Origin of the sequence: Sulfuricystis thermophila (genome assembly GCF_004323595.1) — a bacterium.
GTDB lineage: Bacteria > Pseudomonadota > Gammaproteobacteria > Burkholderiales > Rhodocyclaceae > Sulfuricystis > Sulfuricystis thermophila.
The window spans coordinates 2,538,244-2,556,113 of sequence record NZ_AP019373.1 but is presented as its reverse complement, the minus strand read 5'-3'; the positions used below and the strand labels follow the sequence as shown (position 1 = coordinate 2,556,113).

At 63.2% G+C, this 17,870-nt stretch carries 21 protein-coding genes; 5 read left to right on the top strand and 16 right to left on the bottom strand.

All coding sequences use genetic code 11. From position 1 onward, the window contains the following. Positions 1 to 16: 16 nt before the first annotated feature. The 11 genes from gmk to M52SOB_RS12860 all read right to left on the bottom strand — a co-directional run bounded on the left by gmk (position 17) and on the right by M52SOB_RS12860 (position 9,041). Positions 17 to 670, bottom strand: a complete 654-nt coding sequence (gmk, locus tag M52SOB_RS12905) for a guanylate kinase (RefSeq protein WP_131112185.1) — start codon at positions 668 to 670, stop codon at positions 17 to 19. Positions 671 to 989: 319 nt separating this feature from the next. After that, positions 990 to 1,166 (bottom strand): hypothetical protein, encoded by a 177-nt coding sequence (locus tag M52SOB_RS13985; protein WP_172601849.1) that lies wholly within the window; start codon positions 1,164 to 1,166, stop codon positions 990 to 992. Between the two features lie 224 nt (positions 1,167 to 1,390). Next, positions 1,391 to 1,774, bottom strand: a complete 384-nt coding sequence (locus M52SOB_RS12900; protein WP_131112184.1) for a Mor transcription activator family protein — start codon at positions 1,772 to 1,774, stop codon at positions 1,391 to 1,393. After that, positions 1,774 to 1,995: a hypothetical protein gene (locus tag M52SOB_RS12895; RefSeq protein ID WP_131112183.1), complete on the bottom strand. Its 222-nt coding sequence runs from the start codon at positions 1,993 to 1,995 to the stop codon at positions 1,774 to 1,776. The genes M52SOB_RS12900 and M52SOB_RS12895 overlap by 1 nt, the downstream gene beginning before the upstream one ends. Next, positions 1,992 to 2,252 (bottom strand): hypothetical protein, encoded by a 261-nt coding sequence (locus M52SOB_RS12890; RefSeq protein WP_131112182.1) that lies wholly within the window; start codon positions 2,250 to 2,252, stop codon positions 1,992 to 1,994. The genes M52SOB_RS12895 and M52SOB_RS12890 overlap by 4 nt, the downstream gene beginning before the upstream one ends. After that, on the bottom strand, positions 2,242 to 2,556 hold the full coding sequence (locus M52SOB_RS12885; RefSeq protein WP_131112181.1) for a hypothetical protein: 315 nt from the start codon (positions 2,554 to 2,556) through the stop codon (positions 2,242 to 2,244). The genes M52SOB_RS12890 and M52SOB_RS12885 overlap by 11 nt, the downstream gene beginning before the upstream one ends. A 333-nt stretch (positions 2,557 to 2,889) precedes the next feature. Then, entirely contained in the window at positions 2,890 to 5,631 is a 2,742-nt protein-coding gene (locus M52SOB_RS12880; protein ID WP_131112180.1) for a DUF927 domain-containing protein, read from the bottom strand. Further along, on the bottom strand, positions 5,621 to 5,884 hold the full coding sequence (locus M52SOB_RS12875) for a hypothetical protein (protein WP_131112179.1): 264 nt from the start codon (positions 5,882 to 5,884) through the stop codon (positions 5,621 to 5,623). The genes M52SOB_RS12880 and M52SOB_RS12875 overlap by 11 nt, the downstream gene beginning before the upstream one ends. 158 nt (positions 5,885 to 6,042) lie before the next feature. Further along, on the bottom strand, positions 6,043 to 6,315 hold the full coding sequence (locus M52SOB_RS12870) for a helix-turn-helix transcriptional regulator (protein ID WP_131112178.1): 273 nt from the start codon (positions 6,313 to 6,315) through the stop codon (positions 6,043 to 6,045). A 384-nt stretch (positions 6,316 to 6,699) separates the two neighbouring features. After that, the gene (locus M52SOB_RS12865) at positions 6,700 to 7,983 is read right to left on the bottom strand and encodes a tyrosine-type recombinase/integrase (protein WP_172601848.1); all 1,284 of its coding nucleotides are present in this window, start codon (positions 7,981 to 7,983) and stop codon (positions 6,700 to 6,702) included. Between the two features lie 188 nt (positions 7,984 to 8,171). Continuing rightward, positions 8,172 to 9,041 carry a YicC/YloC family endoribonuclease gene (locus M52SOB_RS12860; protein ID WP_131112176.1) on the bottom strand — a complete coding sequence of 290 codons (870 nt, stop codon included), beginning with the start codon at positions 9,039 to 9,041 and terminating at the stop codon, positions 8,172 to 8,174. A gap of 55 nt (positions 9,042 to 9,096) precedes the next feature. Here M52SOB_RS12860 and M52SOB_RS12855 point away from each other — a divergent pair, with 55 nt between their 5' ends. From M52SOB_RS12855 to hemW, 4 genes are read left to right on the top strand one after another with little or no spacing between them, the layout of a single operon-like run. Beyond that, a complete protein-coding gene (locus M52SOB_RS12855) occupies positions 9,097 to 9,990 on the top strand; it encodes a serine/threonine protein kinase (RefSeq protein WP_131112175.1) in 894 nt (297 codons plus the stop codon). Beyond that, on the top strand, positions 9,987 to 10,712 hold the full coding sequence (gene rph / locus M52SOB_RS12850; protein WP_131112174.1) for a ribonuclease PH: 726 nt from the start codon (positions 9,987 to 9,989) through the stop codon (positions 10,710 to 10,712). Before M52SOB_RS12855 ends, rph begins: the two co-directional genes overlap by 4 nt. After that, positions 10,709 to 11,299, top strand: a complete 591-nt coding sequence (gene rdgB, locus M52SOB_RS12845) for an RdgB/HAM1 family non-canonical purine NTP pyrophosphatase (protein WP_131112173.1) — start codon at positions 10,709 to 10,711, stop codon at positions 11,297 to 11,299. Before rph ends, rdgB begins: the two co-directional genes overlap by 4 nt. Beyond that, the gene (gene hemW, locus M52SOB_RS12840) at positions 11,296 to 12,609 is read left to right on the top strand and encodes a radical SAM family heme chaperone HemW (protein WP_131112172.1); all 1,314 of its coding nucleotides are present in this window, start codon (positions 11,296 to 11,298) and stop codon (positions 12,607 to 12,609) included. Before rdgB ends, hemW begins: the two co-directional genes overlap by 4 nt. Here the strand turns inward: hemW and trmB are convergent. From trmB to thiS, 4 genes are read right to left on the bottom strand one after another with little or no spacing between them, the layout of a single operon-like run. Then, positions 12,575 to 13,291 carry a tRNA (guanosine(46)-N7)-methyltransferase TrmB gene (gene trmB / locus M52SOB_RS12835; RefSeq protein ID WP_131112171.1) on the bottom strand — a complete coding sequence of 239 codons (717 nt, stop codon included), beginning with the start codon at positions 13,289 to 13,291 and terminating at the stop codon, positions 12,575 to 12,577. The genes hemW and trmB overlap by 35 nt on opposite strands. Further along, entirely contained in the window at positions 13,272 to 13,718 is a 447-nt protein-coding gene (locus tag M52SOB_RS12830; RefSeq protein WP_131112170.1) for a hypothetical protein, read from the bottom strand. Before M52SOB_RS12830 ends, trmB begins: the two co-directional genes overlap by 20 nt. Before the next feature lie 41 nt (positions 13,719 to 13,759). Further along, positions 13,760 to 14,548, bottom strand: coding sequence for a thiazole synthase (locus M52SOB_RS12825; protein WP_131112169.1), 789 nt, complete (start codon positions 14,546 to 14,548; stop codon positions 13,760 to 13,762). A gap of 17 nt (positions 14,549 to 14,565) precedes the next feature. Next, positions 14,566 to 14,769 carry a sulfur carrier protein ThiS gene (gene thiS / locus M52SOB_RS12820; protein WP_131112168.1) on the bottom strand — a complete coding sequence of 68 codons (204 nt, stop codon included), beginning with the start codon at positions 14,767 to 14,769 and terminating at the stop codon, positions 14,566 to 14,568. Between the two features lie 68 nt (positions 14,770 to 14,837). Here thiS and M52SOB_RS12815 point away from each other — a divergent pair, with 68 nt between their 5' ends. Then, positions 14,838 to 16,133, top strand: a complete 1,296-nt coding sequence (locus tag M52SOB_RS12815; RefSeq protein ID WP_131112167.1) for an adenylate/guanylate cyclase domain-containing protein — start codon at positions 14,838 to 14,840, stop codon at positions 16,131 to 16,133. Here the strand turns inward: M52SOB_RS12815 and M52SOB_RS12810 are convergent. Beyond that, on the bottom strand, positions 16,122 to 17,849 hold the full coding sequence (locus M52SOB_RS12810; RefSeq protein WP_131112166.1) for a sensor histidine kinase: 1,728 nt from the start codon (positions 17,847 to 17,849) through the stop codon (positions 16,122 to 16,124). The genes M52SOB_RS12815 and M52SOB_RS12810 overlap by 12 nt on opposite strands. Between the last annotated feature and the right edge of the window lie 21 nt (positions 17,850 to 17,870).

The following is a 17,870-nucleotide window of genomic DNA, read 5'->3' as shown; positions in this document are numbered from 1 at the left end:
GGGCAATCCTTTGAATTCAAAGCAATGAAAGAAAACGGAACACGTCAGGATGGCGGAGGCGCTGCTGCCGGAAACGCAGGCGCGAAGCTCGCACCGCCGCGACCAGATCCGCCAGGGCTTCCTGCAAGTCATTGTTGATTATAACGAAATCGAACTCGTCGACGTGGCGCATCTCACCCAGCGCGGCGGCGACGCGGCGCTGGATCACCTCGATGCTGTCCTGGCCGCGGTTGCGCAGCCGCCGTTCCAGTTCGGCGATCGAGGGCGGCAGGATGAAGATGCCGACGGCCTCGGGGATCAGCGCGCGCACCTGCTGGGCGCCCTGCCAGTCGATTTCGAGCAGCGTGTCCCGACCGGCGGCCAGCTCGCCGAGCAGCCAGCTTTTCGAGGTGCCGTAGAAATTGCCATGCACTTCGGCCCATTCGAGGAAATCGCCGCGCTCGCGCATCGCGAGGAAGGTCTGGATATCGACGAAATGGTAATCGTGGCCATCACGCTCGCCCGGACGGGGCGGACGGGTCGTGTAGGACACCGAATGGCGGATCGCCGGGTCGCGCTCCATCAGCATCCGCACGAGGGTCGTCTTGCCGGCGCCGGAAGGCGCGGAGACGACGAACAGCGTACCGGCATTGGCGTCACTGGCGAGGGGCGGGGTGGTCGTCAAAGTCATGGTCACAAAGTCGGCGTTGGTGATACGGCACTGCACCTGAATACAAAGTAGAGCACTCAAACCCGCATGGTTGACAGGAATTCGGCAATCGACTTTTTCGATTGGGTGCACACTTGGGTGCACACAAAATCAGGGCTTGGCGGGTAGCTCCGTCTGCATGATGCCACCAATCCCCAGCGCCGCCAAGCGGCAGCCTCGCCAGAAAAAAACCCGGCAAGCGCCGGGTTCGGGGTCGCGGTCAATCCCTCGCGCCAGTTTCACACTATTTCTCAGTATGTGAGCCAGTCGCGGTTCGTGCCGTCCTACCGGCGCCGGGGGCTCAGGTGCGCCGGTCATTCGATGCTGCGATTAGCTCTTCAAGACGGGCTAACAGCTTCGGCAGGTCGGCCCGGAATTCTTCCAGCGTCAGGCCGATTGGCCGGATTTCCAGCATGATTGAGTAGGGCTCGACTAGCGCTTGGCCGATGGCGTAATGGGAGGATTGCTTGGTGCTCATGAGATTGCTCCTTTCGTAGGTCTATTGGCCCGTTTACGAGCGGGGGTGGGCGGATGTTAGTCACACGTCGAAAGCCGTGCCGCCATACCTCACGATATGGCGCATCCGCCCATTGAAAGGGCAAACCACAGACGCAACAAAGCCACGCTATCGGGGCGGCCTGCCGCTTTCGATTTGGTGTGACTAGCACCGTGCGCAGATCATGCGCCGGATCCGCCCGGCGGTCAATCCCTCGCGCCGTTACTCAGTAACGCACCGTTGCCCGGTCCCGCCACCAGCTTCCTCAACCCGCGCTCCGAGTAGCGCACGCGGAATTCCAGACTGCGGGCAATCTCGGCGAAAGTCTCACCGGCGGCCAGGCGGCGCAGCACCAGGCGGCGCAACTCCTCGCGGCCCGATGCGGCATTGCGCGGGATGTAGATGCTCTCGCCGCCGAAGATGCGGCAAAGCTCCTCGGCATCGCGCTCGCCGATTGCCTCGACAAGCCGCGCCCACCATACGCCATCGCGCCGCTTGGGGATTTTGATCTGGCAGCCGCCGAGTGCCGCGCACAGCCTGGCTGCAGCCGCTTCGCCAAGGTATTCGGTCAGCAACTGCGAACAGGCCATTACGGGTGACTCCGCTCGATGCGGATCACGGTGCGCCGGTGCCGCTCGACCTCGTTCGCCGGGATGCGCGCGACCTCAATCGGCTCGCCGTCGAATGTGCGGTCGTTCAACAACGTCAGGGAACCGTCGGGCTCCTCGCGCTCGTGGGTGTAGATCAGCCATTCGTCATCGGCTTTGGCTTCAAGTCTCGCAATGCGCCTCAGCAAAGCAGCTACGTTCATCGGCGGGTCTCCTCTAGTGCAGTCAAACGTTGCTCAATCTCGTCAAGCCGGATTGATTCGAGCACGCAGCGCAGCAAGTAAGCGGCGCTCGTCGCGTGGCGCTCGTCGATTTCACCGCGTCTAAGTTCGAGGTAAACCGACGCCAGTTCGCGCCGAACGCCGCGCGCCGTGCCAAGGCTCGGTCGGCGCGAGTATCCCGTCCGGCTCGCGGGAATGAGTTCGCCTTCAACGGGTTGGGTGAGCTTTTCAAGCGCCATGCCTCACCTCGTCATCAGATTGCGCCTCCTCAACCAGCGCCACCAGATCGGCAGCGCCGCCGGTAATCACCACCAATCGGCCCAGCGTCCGGAGCACCTCGATGCCGCGCCCTTCGGCCAGATCAATGAGCCGCTGTTGCCTGGGGTCGACGTGCAGGGACATAGCGCCGTCGGGATGCGGCCCGGATAGGGGCGCACGGATGCCCTGCGCCGCCTCGCGCAGCTTGTCCAGCGCCCCCGTGCCCGTCTCGCCAGCGCCGGGGTTCCGTGATTTCAAAGTCGCCAGCAACGATTCAATCGACACTCGGCACCTCCGCCAGTCTGATCAGGTTGCAACTCACCCAAAACTCTCGACTTTGATTTTTTTCGGTGTCCCACGTGTCCCATGTGTCCCACCTCGCGAAGATGCCCATTTGATGCGGGTTTCCGGGCAGACGGGGGCGGGACACCTCGAAAATGTCGACGTGTCCCATGTGTCCCACCTGATACGCTCCAACCAGCAGCCGGGACACGTGGGACACATTGGGACAGGGCCACGTGTCCCGGCCTCGATTTCCCGAAATGCCCATTTGATGCGGGTTTCCGGGCAATGGGACACGTGGGACACGTGGGACACGCAAAAATGAAGATGGGCGGATCATTGCGCGACTTCCAGCTTGTCGGGATTGATGGCGTAAAGCCGCATGCGCCGCCCGCCGATCCTGAACCGATGCGCGGTCTTTCCGTCGCCGTCTGGCGCAGGCAATGCACCAAGCTCTTGCAGCACGTCCAATGCGCGTCGGAGGTCGAAACCGCGCAGCGCTTCGCGCATCGCTTCCGCCGTGAACAGATAGATGCGACTCCCCTGCTCGTCGCGCCACCATCCTGCTCGATCCCGAATTGCAATATCGGTAGGCGCGTCGGCATCCGAGAATCTCCCGTCGCCGTGCCGCTCAAGGAATGCGGAAACCTGCTCGGCGATCTGTCGCCGCTCGTCGTTGCCCCTGCCGCGCATGGATCGCCACAAGCCAAAAGCCAGCGCCGCCGCATCGATGGCCTCGCCTTCGGCCCATCCAGTCAGGCCATACTCGGTCGCAAGCTCACCGGCGAGACCGATCAGCGCGAACCGCGCAGCGGCCCGCTTTTCCTGACCTTCGCCGCCTTCCGCCGCGAACATGGGAAGCCCCTTGACCTCTTCGAGCAGGGCGCAAAAGTCGCGCTCGTCATGGGTCAGCCTTTCCAGAAAGGCTCGACCGGCGCGGCCATGATGCGCCGCCGCCGCGCGTTTGATGGCATCGGCGAATGCCGCCGGGGATGCCGCGCCGTGCAGGTCGTCCCATGCGCCAAATTCCCGCGCGACGGGAACATTCAACAGTCGCACGCTTTGACCGGCCTTGGCCCGATGCCCGCCTTCGTTCATCGTAGTCTCGATGCTGCGCTCACCGCTCGACAGCAGAAAGCAGCGCCAGCGCGTCACGCTCCGCGCCGCGCCGGTGCGTGATGCTCTTTGCTTACCGTAACCGTTCGCGACGGCATAAACGATTTGCCCGACTTCGCGCGGGTCGGCCTCGGAGATTTCGTCCAGCGCAAGCAGACAGTCATTGAACAGACTCGCCGCGCCTTCGAGACCGTTCGCGGTCGCCCGCCAGCTTCGCCGGTAATTCGGCCCGCCCCAAATCGAGCAAGCCGCTTGCAGCAGCGTCGTTTTGCCGGTGCTTGAATCGCCGACGAAGTGCAGTCCGCCACCTTCGGCGTTGCATCGCGCAAGCATCGGCCCGGCGAATCCGCCAGAAATCGCCAGCGTCAGCAGGGGATTGCCACGCGCCAGCGCCGAGACTTCGGCCCGCCAGGATTCCAGCGTCCCGGCTAGCGTGTGCTCATCGTGCCCGCGCTCGCCGCTCTGGAAAATCACGCCAGCGGCATCCGGCCCGATTACCTCGTCGGGCAGCACGAAAGACTTGCCTGCCCATCCCGTGCGCATGGCGCAGCGCATGCGCCGGGTCGGGGTTCGCGATTGCAGATAGGCAGGCAGATAACTGCGCGACTTCGCCGGGTCAAGCTCGACACCCATCGCCAAAAGCTCGCCGCGCAATTCCTCACCGCTTCCGCGCAGCAGTTCCATTGGCATCGCCCACGTTCGCCACCTGCCCAGACTGTTTTTGAACCGCAACCTTCTACCGAAATTGCTTTCTCTATCGTCATGGGTAACGGCCTCGACGTGCAACGGCGAGCAAAACCATTCCTCGAACATCGTCGCCGGGGCGTCATCTTTCTTCGGCCTTGCCACGCCACAGTAATAGGTGCCGGGTCGCCAGCGCCGGCCCTGCCACTCCGTCCATTCATCCAGCACGACGAAGCATGGGCGGGATTCTTCGCCGGGGAAGGGGCAGCCCGATGCAGCGTCGACTTCGGCGGCAGCCTTCGGCGCTTGCGGCTCGCCTTGCCCGGTCAGCGCCGCGACAGCAGGCATGATGATGCGCCGCACCGCTTCCAACCCTTCGGCTTGGTGCAGGTCATTGAAATCGGTCTGCTTCTCGCCGCGCTCACCGGCGAATATCGGGAACACCGCCGCCGCGCCGACGGCTCGCGCCGCAGCTTGCGCCTTGGCGCGTCCCGGATTGCCGGGAGTGCGCCAATCATCGTCGCCGCAGATCAGCATCGGCAGGCCGGGATGCTTGCACCGCAGCACCGCGGCCACAGGCTCAAGATTCCCGGCATTGAAGGCCACGGCCACGGGCAGGCCGGTCGCCTCATGAAGCGATACGCCAGTCGCGAACCCCTCGCAGATCAGCAGCGCCTTTGCGCCTTCGATGTTGCCGAGCAGATAGAAGCATCCTGTGCGCCGGCCATGAAAAAGCCCCTTCTTGTCGGTGCTACCGTCGGCGGGCTTTTCCGGGGCGATGCGCTCGATGTTCCACAACTTGCCATCGATAGAGAGCATCGGAACCGCAAGCCATCCCGCGCAATCGCCCGACTGGATCACCCTAGCGCCGTGCGGCCCGATTCCTTTGCGCGCAAGATATCCGTGCGCCTCGGTCGCCGGGGCCGATGCCGCCCATATCGCCTCGGCGCGTTTCGCGGCCTCTTCCTGCCCTGCACGCTCGGCGGCCTCGCGGGTCTCGCGCATTTGCCGCAGCTTGACGCGCAGCGCAGCGTTTTCCGATGGCGACAAGCGCCGCTCGGCGGTCGCCCTCCAGGTCGTTTGCAAGCCTGTGCGCCAGTCGCCGAATACGCCGGCGGGTATTCCGTCGGCATGGAAGAGATACCATCCCGCGTCATCGCCGGGCTTGCCGTTGGTGCCGAACCGGTGCAGTCGGCCATCGGGCTCGATGACGCTCGGCGGGGTCAGGCCGGCGGCTTCGATTGCAGCGCGGAAGGATTCGATGGGGTCATTCGTCATTTTTGATCTCCTCCGCGACAATCACCACAGCAGGCGACTGAACGCCCGGAAAGACACGCCGCGCCAGTTCAGCGCAAAAGGCGTCACGCGCCGCCTCATACTTGCGCATATCCACCTTCCGCCGCAGGTCGCGCGGGCTTGGAACAGATGGTGTCCACTCGCAGCGCAGCACGCCGGATCGGGTGTCAAACTGAACGGAATAACCGCCGCCGACACGATGCAAATCGCTCGTCATTTTCGGAAGAGGATTCATCGCCGCGCTCCTTTCCGCCAGCAGCGCTTTTGCCTGCGCTCGATGCGGCTTGGCTTGACGGTCAGAAACGCGCGATAATCGTGCCGCTCAGTATTCTTTCTTGCCGTGCGGGTGCCCGCCCCACGGCATTTTGTTTGCGTAGTCATGGCCCGCCTCCGTCACTTGGCAGCTTGCCGCAGAGCTTTGCGAGTAGCCGCGCCGCGCCGAATGGCGTCGGTATCCGGTAGCTTCCTTGGTGCGGGATTGCGTCGCGCCGCCTCGACCAGGCCAGCAATCCAACGCTCGACCTCGGCTTCGTCGAAAACTGTTAGCCTCGATCCAAGCCTGACTGCCTTTGGCGCTCTGGGATCGGTGCTCAGCTTGCGCCAGACGGTTGATTGATGGATGCCGCCGAGTCGTTCAGCAATCTGATTGATGCGAATGTATGCCATTGCAATGCTCCTTTTCTGCAATGGCAGCCGGTAGGGGATAGGTGGTGGGAAGTGGTAACAAGTGTTGACTTCTTAGCGTTGCTAGACCTATCCTAGCCGTGCGTATGGGAGACGCATCCAACGCAACGGCTTCCGGCTGCCGGACGTCGTTTGCAGACCAGGGACGCGGCCACGTCCCTGGTCTGCACCTCTCGCATGACGAAGCCATGCGATTGGTCGAATCGTATAGCGACGTAACGAAACCTCAAAGGAAAAAATTTCACCCGTTGAATAATCAATGGGTTACGGTTTCGCCTAGTGCGCGTGACGTTGCGGCCTACTAGATATAGTGCCTGCCCCTGCGAGCAGGCAATGGGTCTAACCGCCTGATTCTCCGACGGAAAGTCAGACTGCCCGGCCTTGCCTGCCGATTTTCTGGAAGTCGATCACCTCCGCGCCGCCGTTTTCAAGCCGCTCTAGCAGGTCGGCCCATTTTTGCAGGGCTACGCGCCGCTCATCGAAAAAGTCATGGCGGTTGTAAATTCCCTCGACACCTTTGATGGAATGGTTCAGGCATCGCTCGGCCACGTAGGGTTCAACGCCAAGCGCGGCCAAGTGCGTTCGCGCCGTGCGCCGGAAATCATGCACAGTGAAATCGGGAATGCCCCGCTTCCTCAGCGCAGGCCGAATGTGCTTGTTCAGAGCGGCTCCGACCGTGTTCAGGTCGATATGCGGGGTCATGCGCAATTGCATCTTGCGGGCAGGGAAAAGCCAAGCCGAATCCCCGCCAAATCGAATCACCTCGCGCAGGATCACCACGGCTTGCCTCGGCAGCGGAATGTCAATGGCCTTGCCAGTTTTGGTGCGCGAGCCGGGCAGGTGCCACACCGCGCCATCAAGATCGAATTCGGCAACACGCGCCGCGATAAGCTCCTCGCGTCGGCAGGCAAGCATCAGCAGCAGCTTTACCGCGTAGGTGTTGAGCGTATTCCAACCCTTTGCCACGCGCATCGCCGCGAACAACGCCGTCAATTCCTCGCGCGTCAACCAACGGTCGCGGGGCTCCTCTCTACCGCCCGCGTCGGTCACGTCGAACGGCGCAGCGGGATTGAATTGGCATAGCTGCCGCTTGATGCCGTAATTGAAGATGCGCTTGCACCAGCGCAGCGTGTCATTCGCCATCGTCGGCGCTCCGCGCTTGACGATTCCCTTTAGCAGATCGTCGATATGCTGCGGCTTGACCTCATCGATGGGAATGTGCCCAATGGCGGGCTTGATGTCCCGCTCGATCCGCGCCCGGCAGATATTGGGATGCTTCCAGCGGCCCGCGATCATCGCCGCGAAATACTCGTCGGCAAGCTCGCCGACCGTCATTCGCCGCTTGGCCTCCTCGATCTTGCGAAGCGTCTCGCGCTTGCGTTCCTGCTTTTCTCCGGCGGGATCGAAGCCAAGCGCGACTCGCGCCCGCAGTTCCTTCGCCGTGCGTCGCGCATCGGCCAGGCTCAGGGTCTTGTAGCGCCCAATGACCATCGCTCTCGCCTTGCCGCCAACCCGATAACGAAAAATCCAACTCGGCGTCGCGTCGGCCTTGCGGAATCGCAGATAAAGACCGTCGCCGTCGCCTCGCTGCTCGAAACGCTCACCACGCCTGATCCAGTCCCGAATCTGTATGTCAGTCAGATTGCCCACGTCGCCTCCTTGTTCGCGCATTGGTATGTGCACCCAAAAAATCCCCCCAAAAATGCCCTGGGTGCACACTTGGGTGCACAAAAATTATGCGCTTGTCAGCTACGCAATGCAACGCTAGAAAAACAAAAAAGCCCCTATTCATGGGGCTTTTCAGGCATCGCTGCTACGACATGCAACGTATGACGTTGTCATTCCAAGTTCTGCACCTGTTCGCGCATCTGCTCGATGAGCAGTTTCAGTTCGAGGGCAATCTTGGTGACGGCGGCGGATACGGATTTCGAGGCCAGCGTGTTCGCCTCGCGGTTCAGTTCCTGCATCAGGAAATCGAGGCGCTTGCCAACCGCACCGCCGTGGTCGAGCACACGCTCGACTTCATTCAGATGGGTGACGAGGCGCGCCAGTTCCTCGGCGACGTCGATCTTGGCGGCAAAGACGCCGATTTCCTGGCGGATGCGCTCTTCATCGAGCGCGGCGACCGCTTCGCGCAAACGTGCTGCCAGCCGCTCGCTGTATTCGGCGATCGCCGCCGGCACCAGTGGCTCGACCTGGGCGACCGCGGCACGCATCTTTGCGACGCGTTCCATCAACGCTTCGCCGAGACGGGTGCCTTCGCGTGCGCGGCTGGCGAGAAAATCGACGAGCACCGCATCGAGCAAGGCGAAACACTCGGTCTGCAAGCGTTCAGGTGAGATCGCTTCGCTTTCCAGCACCCCCGGCCAGCGCAGCACGTCGGCCACCGACAGTGGTGCCGCGCTGCCCAGGACGCTGCGCACTTCGGCTTCCAGCGCGGACAGCTGGCGCACCAGCGCGAGATTGGCGACCAGATGCGGCGTGGCGGTGCTGTTCGGCTGCAGGGTCAGCCGGCAATCGACCTTGCCGCGGCCGATCGCCGCCGCGAGCCGCTCGCGCAACGGCATTTCGAGGAAACGCAGCTCTTCGGCACAGCGGAAATTGAGATCGAGGAAACGGCCATTGACGCTCTTCAGCTCGAGCGCGAGCCGCAGCGGGCCGAGATCGCGGTCGAGGGCGGCATAGCCGGTCATGCTCTGGATGTTCATGGGCAATCTTCCTTGCGGTTCAGATGGCGAGCTTACCAGCATTTACAATGGGCACATGGCACTTCAGCAAACCAGCATCCCCCTGCCGGCCGGCCATGTCATCGACGGTTACCGCTTCGAGCGTCAGCTCTCGATGGGGGGGTTCTCGATCGTCTATCTGGCCACCGACCCGCGCGGCCATCCCGTGGCGATCAAGGAATACCTGCCGCAGTCGCTCGCCCGCCGTACGGTCGGGCTGGTGCCCCAGGTAAAGCCCGAGCACCGCGCCGCCTATCACAGTGGCATGATGGCCTTCTACGAGGAAGGGATCGCGCTCTCGCGCCTGAATCATCCCAACGTCGTGCGCGTGGAGAATTTCCTGCGCGCCAACGATACCGTCTATCTGGTGATGGCCTACGAGCGCGGCCGCACGCTGCACGAGCACATCCGCAAACATCCCGGCGAACTCTCTGAGAATTTCGTGCGCGGCGTATTCATGCGCCTGCTCTCCGGCTTGCGCGAGGTGCATGCCAGCCGCCTGCTGCATCTGGACATCAAGCCCTCGAACATCTGGCTGCGCCTCGACGCCAGTCCCGTGCTGATCGACTTCGGCGCCGCGCGCCAGGCTTTGCAAAAGGCGGGCGACCTGCGGCCGGTCTATACCCCCGGCTATGCCGCACCGGAGCAATATGACAAAGGCGGAGAGATCGGCCCCTGGACCGATGTCTATGCGGTGGGCGCCAGCATGTACGCCTGCCTTGCCGCTGCGGCGCCGACACCTGCCGACCGCCGCCTCGGCGGTGATCCGCTCGTACCGGCGAGCCAGCGCTGGGCGGGACGTTACTCGCCGCAGTTGCTCGACACCATCGACCAGTGCCTGCGCCTCGATCCACTGGCGCGACCACAAAGCGCCTTTTCGCTGCAACGTCTGCTCGCTGCCACTCCAATCCCCGTCAAGGAGAATGTATGAATCCAAGACTCGACGGCCGCGCGCCCGATCAGCTGCGGCCGCTGAGAATCACCCGTCATTACACGCGCCATGCCGAAGGCAGCGTGCTGATCGAATTCGGCCACACCAAGGTCATCTGCACCGCCAGCGTCGAAGAAAAAGTGCCGCCCTTCCTGAAAGGCAAGGGACAGGGTTGGGTCACCGCCGAATACGGCATGCTGCCGCGTTCCACCCACACGCGCACGGAGCGCGAGGCGGCGAAAGGCAAGCAATCCGGCCGCACGCAGGAAATCCAGCGGCTGATCGGCCGCAGTTTGCGCGCCGTCACCGATTTGTCGGCGCTGGGGGAGCGGCAGGTGACGCTCGATTGCGACGTCATCCAGGCCGATGGCGGCACGCGCTGCGCCTCGATCAGCGGCGCCTGTGTCGCACTTTACGATGCGCTGAGTGGTTTGGTGGCCGCAGGGCAGCTTGGCCGCCATCCAATGAAGGATTTCGTCGCCGCCGTCTCGGTCGGCATCGTAGACGGCCAGCCGGTGCTCGATCTCGACTACGCGGAAGACTCGGCTTGCGATACCGACATGAATGTCGTGATGACCGGCGCCGGCGGCATGGTCGAACTGCAGGGCACCGCCGAAGGCGCACCCTTTACCCGCGCCGAGCTCGACGAGCTGCTCAAGCTCGCCGACAAGGGGATCAGGGAAATCATCGCGGCCCAGAAGGCCGCATTGGAGATCGCATGAAACAGATCGTCCTCGCCTCGAACAACCCCGGCAAGCTGCGCGAATTCGGCCAGATGCTCGCCACCATCGACATCGAGGTGCTGCCGCAGGCGCACTTCAACATCCCGGAAGCCGAGGAGCCGCACATCACCTTCGTCGAAAACGCGCTCGCCAAGGCGCGCCACGCGGCGAGACTCACCGGCTTGCCGGCGCTGGCCGACGATTCTGGCATTTGCGTCCATGCGCTGGGCGGCGCACCGGGGGTCTATTCGGCGCGTTATGCCGGGGAACCCAAGTCCGACGAGCGCAACAACCAGAAGCTGATCAGTGAGCTGGCCGGCAAGCAGGATCGCCGCGCCCACTACGTCGCCGTGCTGGTGTTCGTGCATCATGCCGAAGATCCGCAACCGATCATCTGCGAGGGCGAGTGGCATGGCGAGATCATCGACACGCCCAGAGGCCAAAACGGCTTCGGCTATGACCCGTATTTCCTCGTCCCCGAGCTGGGACTCACCGCCGCCGAAATCTCCGCCGAGGAGAAAAACCGCCGCTCGCACCGCGGCAAGGCTCTGCGGCAGCTGATCGAACGCCTGAAACTCGACGTTTGAAACATATCATTCCGATCCGTGCCGTGCCGCCAGCGCCGACTTTGGCGCCGCCGCCGCTTTCGCTCTATGTCCATTGGCCGTGGTGTGTGAGGAAGTGTCCTTACTGCGACTTCAACTCGCACGACAGCGCGCCGCAAGAGGCCGATTACCTTGCGGCACTGATCCGCGATCTCGAAGCCGTGCTGCCCGCGATCTGGGGCCGGCCAGTGATCTCCGTCTTCATCGGCGGCGGCACGCCGAGCCTGATGGCGGGCAGTACCGTCGGCGCATTGCTCGACGCGATCCGCGCGCGGGTGCGCCTGTGGCCGGAGGCGGAGATCACGCTGGAAGCGAATCCCGGCACGGTCGAGGCGGAACGTTTCGCAGCCTATGCGGATGCGGGGGTCAATCGCCTCTCGCTGGGCATCCAGAGCTTCGATGATGCGAAACTCGCCGCCCTCGGCCGCATCCACTCCGGTGACGAAGCCAGACGGGCGATCGAGATCGCCCAGCGGCACTTTACACGCGTCAATCTCGACCTGATGGTGGCGTTGCCCGGACAAACCCTCGATGAAGCGCGCCGCGACATCGAAACCGCGATCGCTACTGGCGTTTCGCACATTTCCGCCTATCACCTGACGCTCGAACCGAACACGCCGTTCCACCACGCGCCGCCGCCGCTGCCCGACGAGGATCTCGCCGCCGACATGCTGGAAATGGTCGAGACACGCCTTCTCGCTGCCGGATTCGAGCATTACGAGACCTCGGCCTACGCAAAACCGGGGCAGCGCTGCGCGCACAATCTCAACTACTGGACGTTTGGTGATTACCTTGGGCTCGGCGCGGGCGCTCACTCAAAAATCAGCACGCCCCCCTTCGCCCCCCTCGCGGGGGGTTCCAAACAGGCTCGCTGCGCTCGCGAAAACGAGGGGCTCGCCGTAGAAACCCAAACGCGGTTTGCGGCTTCGCCGCGTGCCGCGTTGGCTTGGGACGGCCCTGCGCCAACGCTGCCCGGTGGTTTGGCTATCCACCGCGAAGCGCGGCCGCGCCATCCGAAGGACTATCTCGCCGATCCGATCACGCGCTGCTGGCTGCCGGTGGCGATGGAGGACTTGCCCGGCGAGTTCATGATGAATGCGCTGCGGCTGGCCGAGGGCGTGCCGCTCGCGCTGTTTGCCGAGCGCACCGGCCTGCCGCTTTCCACCATCGAGAAATCGGCGCTGGCAGGACGGCAGCAGGGCCTGCTGGCAATCGCCGACGGCCGTTTGCAGCCGACACCTTTGGGCCGGCGTTTCCTCAATCGCCTGATTGCGCTGTTTCTCGCCGTCTGAACAACACGTCCCAGACGCCATGCCCCAGGCGCAGGCCGCGCTGCTCGAACTTGGTCTGCGGCCGCCACTCGGGACGCGGCGCAAAGCCCTGGGCAGTGTTTTCGAGCAGGGGCTCGGCCGACAAGACCTCGAGCATCTGCTGCGCGTATTCCTCCCAGTCGGTCGCCAGATGCAGATAGCCGCCCGGCATCAGGCGCAGCGCGAGCTCATGCACGAAAGGCGGCTGGATCAGGCGCCGCTTGTGGTGGCGCTTCTTCGGCCACGGATCGGGAAAGAAAACGTGGATGCCGGAAAGCGAGCCATGGGGGATCATGTCGCGCACTACCTCGACCGCATCGTGCTGGATCACCCGCAGGTTGGTCAGCCCGCGGGTGGCGATTTCCTTCAGCAGGCTGCCGACGCCCGGGGTGTGCACTTCGATGCCGATGAAGTCGCTCTCGGGATGATGAGCGGCAATGATTGCGGTCGTCTCGCCCATGCCGCAGCCGATTTCGAGAATCGTCGGCGCATGGCGGCCGAAGACAGCGGCAAGATCGAGCGGCGCGGCAGCATAGGGGATCCCCCAGCGTGGCATGCCTTCTTCGTAATGACGTTGCTGGGCATTCGAAACACGGCCTTGGCGCAGTACATAGCTGCGGATGTGCGCATGCCGCGGTGCGGCGTCATTGCTGGGGGGCTGCATCGGTCATTCCGAGTTGCGTGACGAAATCATAGGTGGGTCGGGTCAAGGCGAGCGGCAGTGTCGCACAGGCCTCTTCCAGCCCGACCGTGCCGAGCGCGGGATAAATGGTTTCCTTGAGTCCCAGCACACGGGCGATGTCCTGCCAGCCGGCACGCGACGCCTGGGCACCAAAATGGTGTTCGGCGAGCGCATTGCGCAGCGCGTCGATCGCCGGTTCCTGCGCGGTATGCCATTGCTCGTAGGCTTGCTCTATCGCCTGAACGTTCAGCTGCTTGTCGAGGCAGGCGGAGAGCAGCAGGTGCACGCCATGGGCGAGGCCGAAGAGGCGCTGGCGCAGGAGAATGTCGGGTTGTTCGAAGGCATAGCCGTGGCGTACCGGAACCAACCCCTCCGCCGACAGGCCAGGTTCGTCGGCAAATGCCGGCATCACGACGAGTAGCCAGGGGAGTGCCCAGCAGCAGCAGCGCTTCACTTGCCGCCGATCAGACCGGTCATCGGCGAGCTCGGGCTCGCGCTGTAGAACTTCTTCGGCATGCGTCCGGCAAGATAGGCCTCGCGGCCGGCCTCGACGGCCTTCTTCATCGCGGCAGCCATCAACACCGGATTCTTCGCCCCGGCGATCGCCGTGTTCATCAACACGCCATCACAGCCCAATTCCATCGCGATCGCGGCATCCGACGCCGTGCCAACACCCGCGTCGACCAGCACCGGCACCTTGGCCTTCTCGATGATGAGTGAGAGATTCCAAGGGTTGAGGATGCCCATGCCGGAACCGATCAGCGATGCAAGCGGCATCACCGCCACACAGCCGATCTCCTCCAGCAGCTTTGCCTGGATCGGGTCATCGGAGCAATAGACCATCACCTGGAAACCTTCCTTGACGAGAATTTCGGCGGCTTTCAGGGTTTCCGGCATGTTGGGGAACAGCGTTTCCTTGTCGCCGAGCACTTCGAGCTTGACGAGGCTGTGGCCGTCGAGCAGCTCGCGCGCCAGACGCAACGTGCGAATGGCCTCCTCGGCCGTGTAGCAGCCGGCGGTATTGGGCAGATAGGTGTACTTCGAAGGCGGCAGGGCATCGAGCAGCGAAGGCTGCTGCGGGTCCTGGCCGATGTTGGTGCGGCGGATCGCCACGGTGACGATCTCGGCGCCAGAGGCTTCGATGGCGCGTCTCGTCTCGTCGAAATCCTTGTATTTGCCGGTGCCGACCAACAGGCGCGAGCGATATGCCTTGCCAGCGATGATCAGTGCGTCTTCCATGGGTTTTCCCTTCGCGTTCAGCCGCCGCCGACGGCGACGACGATTTCGAGCGTATCCCCCGCCTCGATGGGCGTTTCAGCATGCAGGCTCTTCGGCACGATGGTGCCATTTCTTTCCACCGCGACGCGCTTGCCGGTCAGGCCTTCCAGCTCCAGCAGCCGGGCGACGGTCAGCGGCGCCGCCAACTGCCGCTTTTCACCGTTGAGCGTGATCTCGATCATGGCGGCAATTCTACCGGAAGGCACTGCCGCTCCATCCTGATGCGTCCAGATTGCGTCATACTATGAACATGTCTTCAGTGCTTACCGTCGCCTCCTCGCCTGGCTTCCTAGAACGGCTGCGCAATGCCGGCGTCGAGCCCGGCGACAGTCCCGATCTCGCGCTCAACAAGCAGCTGCTGTTCTTCGCCACTGGCCTGGTGAGCATCACCTCGATGCTCGGGGTGGCGATTTACTGGGTTCTTGGCCCGCGATTTTCGGTCACACTGCCTTATCTGTTCCAGCTCACGCTGGCCGGCAACCTGTTGCTCTACATCTACTCCCGCAATTTCGACTTTTTCCGCTTTTCCCAGCTCACACTGTTCCTGTTCGCGCCCTTCGCGATGCAGTGGGGTATCGGCAACTTCATTACCGGCAGCGGCATCATCCTTTGGGGGCTGCTGGCGCCATTCGGGGCGATTCTTTGCTATGGCGTGCGCGAGTCGATCGTCTGGTTTCTCGCCTGGGTTTTGTTTACTGCATTGACCGGTGCGTTCGATTTCCTGCTCGCCGATGCTTATGCCACCCAGAAGCTGGCCATCCCGCTACGCACCAGCATGGTGTTCTTCGCGCTCAACTTCATTGCGGTCGCAACCATCATCTATGTGCTGCTGCGTTATTCGATACAGGAGAAGCGCAAGATCCAGGAGCGCCTCGAAGAAGCGCATCGGCAACTGTTGGAGGCCCAGTATCGTTCCGAGAAACTGCTCCTCAACATCCTGCCGGCCCCGGTGGCCGAACGTCTGAAGCAAGGGGAGAAAATCATCGCCGATGGGTTTCCCGAGGCCACGGTGATGTTCGCCGACCTGGTCGATTTCACGCTGATCGCCTCGCACATGAGCCCCGAACAGGTCTTCGGCATGCTCAACGAGATCTTTTCCGCATTCGACGACCTGTGTGCACGCTTTGGCCTGGAAAAGATCAAGACGATCGGCGATGCCTACATGGCCGCCGGTGGCCTCGATCGTGCGGCGAGCGATCAGGCCAGCGCCTGTGCCGATTTCGCGCTGGCGATGCAGGCCCTGTTGCGGCACGACCACCGCTTCGACTCAGGTCATCTGGCGCTGCGCATCGGCATCAGCACCGGACCGGTCGTCGCCGGCGTGGTCGGCAAACACAAGTTCATCTATGACGTTTGGGGCGACAAGGTGAATCTGGCCAGTCGGCTCACCGACGAAGCGCTTCCCGGGTCCATCTACTGCGATGCCGCCACTTACGAGCATCTCGCCGGTCGTTACGAGTTTGCCGCAGCACGACGCCTGCATCTCAAAGGCTTGGGCGAGGTCGCTGTTTACCCCCTCATGGGGCGCAAGACGTCATCCGCCTGAAGCCGGTTCGAGCGCCGGTGCCGGTTCTAGCCGGAAGCACACCCGGCCCGCCCTGTTTTCCAGGAGACTCAGGCGGTAGCCAGCCTGTTCCGCCTGACGGGCGCATTGATAAAGCCCGATACCCAAGCCGTCTTCGGAAACCACGCGTTCGCGCAGCAGCCGCTGCGCCAAGGCGTCCGGAATGGCCGCGCCATCGTCGCAGATTTCGAGACATGCTCCTTCCGGTAGGCCTAACAGGCGCACGCTTGCTTTGAGACCAGGCTCGCGCCGCCGCTTGGCGGCGATGTTTTGCAACAAATTTTCGGCGACGCTGAAAAACAGCGCCGGGGCTTCCAGGCGGCATGCCGCGAGATCGCCGTCGCCGCGGATCTGCGTGGCGTCATCCGCGTAACGCTTTTCCAACGATGCGAGCCATTCCATCGCCGTTTGCGGCAGTTCGGCCGGCTGCAGCTGTTTGCCAGGCTCGACCAACTTGTTCAGCGTCTGGCGCAGACGGGCGGAGATCTCCGGTAACTGGCGGCGCAACAGCGCGGTAAAGCGGGGAGAGGGGGGCGCTCCCGCCTCGTTGGCTGCCGCGCAGAGGGTGTCGAGCGATTGCAGCAGGTTTTTCACGTCATGGGTGAGACGTGCGCCCGTTTCGTGGATGGCCTCGATATAGGACAGACGCTGCAGCTCGCGGGCACGCCATTTGCCCAGATAGAACTCGGCCAAGAGACGCACGATCAGGTCGTGGTGCCAGCGTAGTGCAGGGCTGGGTTCTCCGTGCGTCACCAGTTCGAGCGTCAGGCCAGCATGGACATAGCGGGTGCAATGTCCGTGCAACTCACCAAACTCTCCTTGTGCGCCAGCAACCGACCAACGCCCCCCCCGCACGCCGGGCAGGCGCCTGGGCAGCTCTGCGCAAGCCAGTGATAAAAAGCGCTCGGGATCCGCTTCCAGGCGGCTCAACTCGGCCAGGGATTGCAGCCACTCCTCGACCGGCAGGCCGAGCGAGAACACATGCTGAGCCACTGCAGTTCCCAAGCCGACGAAACCGGCGCGGGGATTCCAGATGAAGGCGAGCAACAGCAGCAGCCCGGCGACTGCGCCGAGGGTGATCAGAATCGACTCGAGGTAGCCAACCTTGTACAGCAGCGAGAAGCTGAGGCTGCCCAACACCAACACGGTCAACAGCAGTACGACGAACATGCCGTAAATGAAATCGACGATCTCGGCACGCTCTTCGAGCGTTCCCTGCCGTAGCGGCAGGAGCGCCATGAAAACCAGGATCAGGGTTGCCAGCAGGTTGGCGAGCTCCCCGGGCAGGATGTCGAGTGACACATGGGCGCTCACGGCGGCCGGCAGCACTCGCACCAGCACGACCATGACGAGGTAGCCCAGCCCGGCCAGATGGAAAATGCGCTCCCAGCGATCAGGAAATACGAACACCTTGCCGCCGACGACACCGGCGAGGAGCACCGTCCAGATGAGCAGGATGCCCCAGTCGAGGAGCCAGGCGAGCAGAGCCGCTGCGCAGACGACGACGACCGCGCTTTCCGCTGTCAACCGCCGGCGTGGTTGAACGAACGGCTGCCAAAGTAGGCCGAGCCCGATGTGGGAAAGGAAGAGCCAGCGGGCGATCAAGTTTTCGGGTCCGAGCACGAAAACCAGATGCAGCGCCGCCAAGAACGCCAGGAATATCCAGCGACGCCGGACTATGGTACGAACCAGGGACATGCCGCCTCTGAAAACGTTGGT

Excerpts from the sequence above, each read along its gene's own strand:
- M52SOB_RS12855 (WP_131112175.1), top strand. The coding sequence starts at position 9,097 with ATGGCACTTCAGCAAACCAGCATCCCCCTGCCGGCCGGCCATGTCATC.
- M52SOB_RS12810 (WP_131112166.1), bottom strand. The coding sequence starts at position 17,849 with ATGTCCCTGGTTCGTACCATAGTCCGGCGTCGCTGGATATTCCTGGCG.
- rph (WP_131112174.1), top strand. The coding sequence starts at position 9,987 with ATGAATCCAAGACTCGACGGCCGCGCGCCCGATCAGCTGCGGCCGCTG.
- M52SOB_RS12870 (WP_131112178.1), bottom strand. The coding sequence starts at position 6,315 with ATGGCATACATTCGCATCAATCAGATTGCTGAACGACTCGGCGGCATC.
- thiS (WP_131112168.1), bottom strand. The coding sequence starts at position 14,769 with ATGATCGAGATCACGCTCAACGGTGAAAAGCGGCAGTTGGCGGCGCCG.
- M52SOB_RS13985 (WP_172601849.1), bottom strand. The coding sequence starts at position 1,166 with ATGAGCACCAAGCAATCCTCCCATTACGCCATCGGCCAAGCGCTAGTC.
- M52SOB_RS12815 (WP_131112167.1), top strand. The coding sequence starts at position 14,838 with ATGTCTTCAGTGCTTACCGTCGCCTCCTCGCCTGGCTTCCTAGAACGG.
- M52SOB_RS12890 (WP_131112182.1), bottom strand. The coding sequence starts at position 2,252 with ATGGCGCTTGAAAAGCTCACCCAACCCGTTGAAGGCGAACTCATTCCC.
- M52SOB_RS12830 (WP_131112170.1), bottom strand. The coding sequence starts at position 13,718 with ATGCCGGCATTTGCCGACGAACCTGGCCTGTCGGCGGAGGGGTTGGTT.
- M52SOB_RS12895 (WP_131112183.1), bottom strand. The coding sequence starts at position 1,995 with ATGAACGTAGCTGCTTTGCTGAGGCGCATTGCGAGACTTGAAGCCAAA.
- rdgB (WP_131112173.1), top strand. The coding sequence starts at position 10,709 with ATGAAACAGATCGTCCTCGCCTCGAACAACCCCGGCAAGCTGCGCGAA.
- M52SOB_RS12900 (WP_131112184.1), bottom strand. The coding sequence starts at position 1,774 with ATGGCCTGTTCGCAGTTGCTGACCGAATACCTTGGCGAAGCGGCTGCA.
- M52SOB_RS12875 (WP_131112179.1), bottom strand. The coding sequence starts at position 5,884 with ATGAATCCTCTTCCGAAAATGACGAGCGATTTGCATCGTGTCGGCGGC.
- M52SOB_RS12880 (WP_131112180.1), bottom strand. The coding sequence starts at position 5,631 with ATGACGAATGACCCCATCGAATCCTTCCGCGCTGCAATCGAAGCCGCC.
- M52SOB_RS12860 (WP_131112176.1), bottom strand. The coding sequence starts at position 9,041 with ATGAACATCCAGAGCATGACCGGCTATGCCGCCCTCGACCGCGATCTC.
- M52SOB_RS12825 (WP_131112169.1), bottom strand. The coding sequence starts at position 14,548 with ATGGAAGACGCACTGATCATCGCTGGCAAGGCATATCGCTCGCGCCTG.
- trmB (WP_131112171.1), bottom strand. The coding sequence starts at position 13,291 with ATGCAGCCCCCCAGCAATGACGCCGCACCGCGGCATGCGCACATCCGC.
- gmk (WP_131112185.1), bottom strand. The coding sequence starts at position 670 with ATGACTTTGACGACCACCCCGCCCCTCGCCAGTGACGCCAATGCCGGT.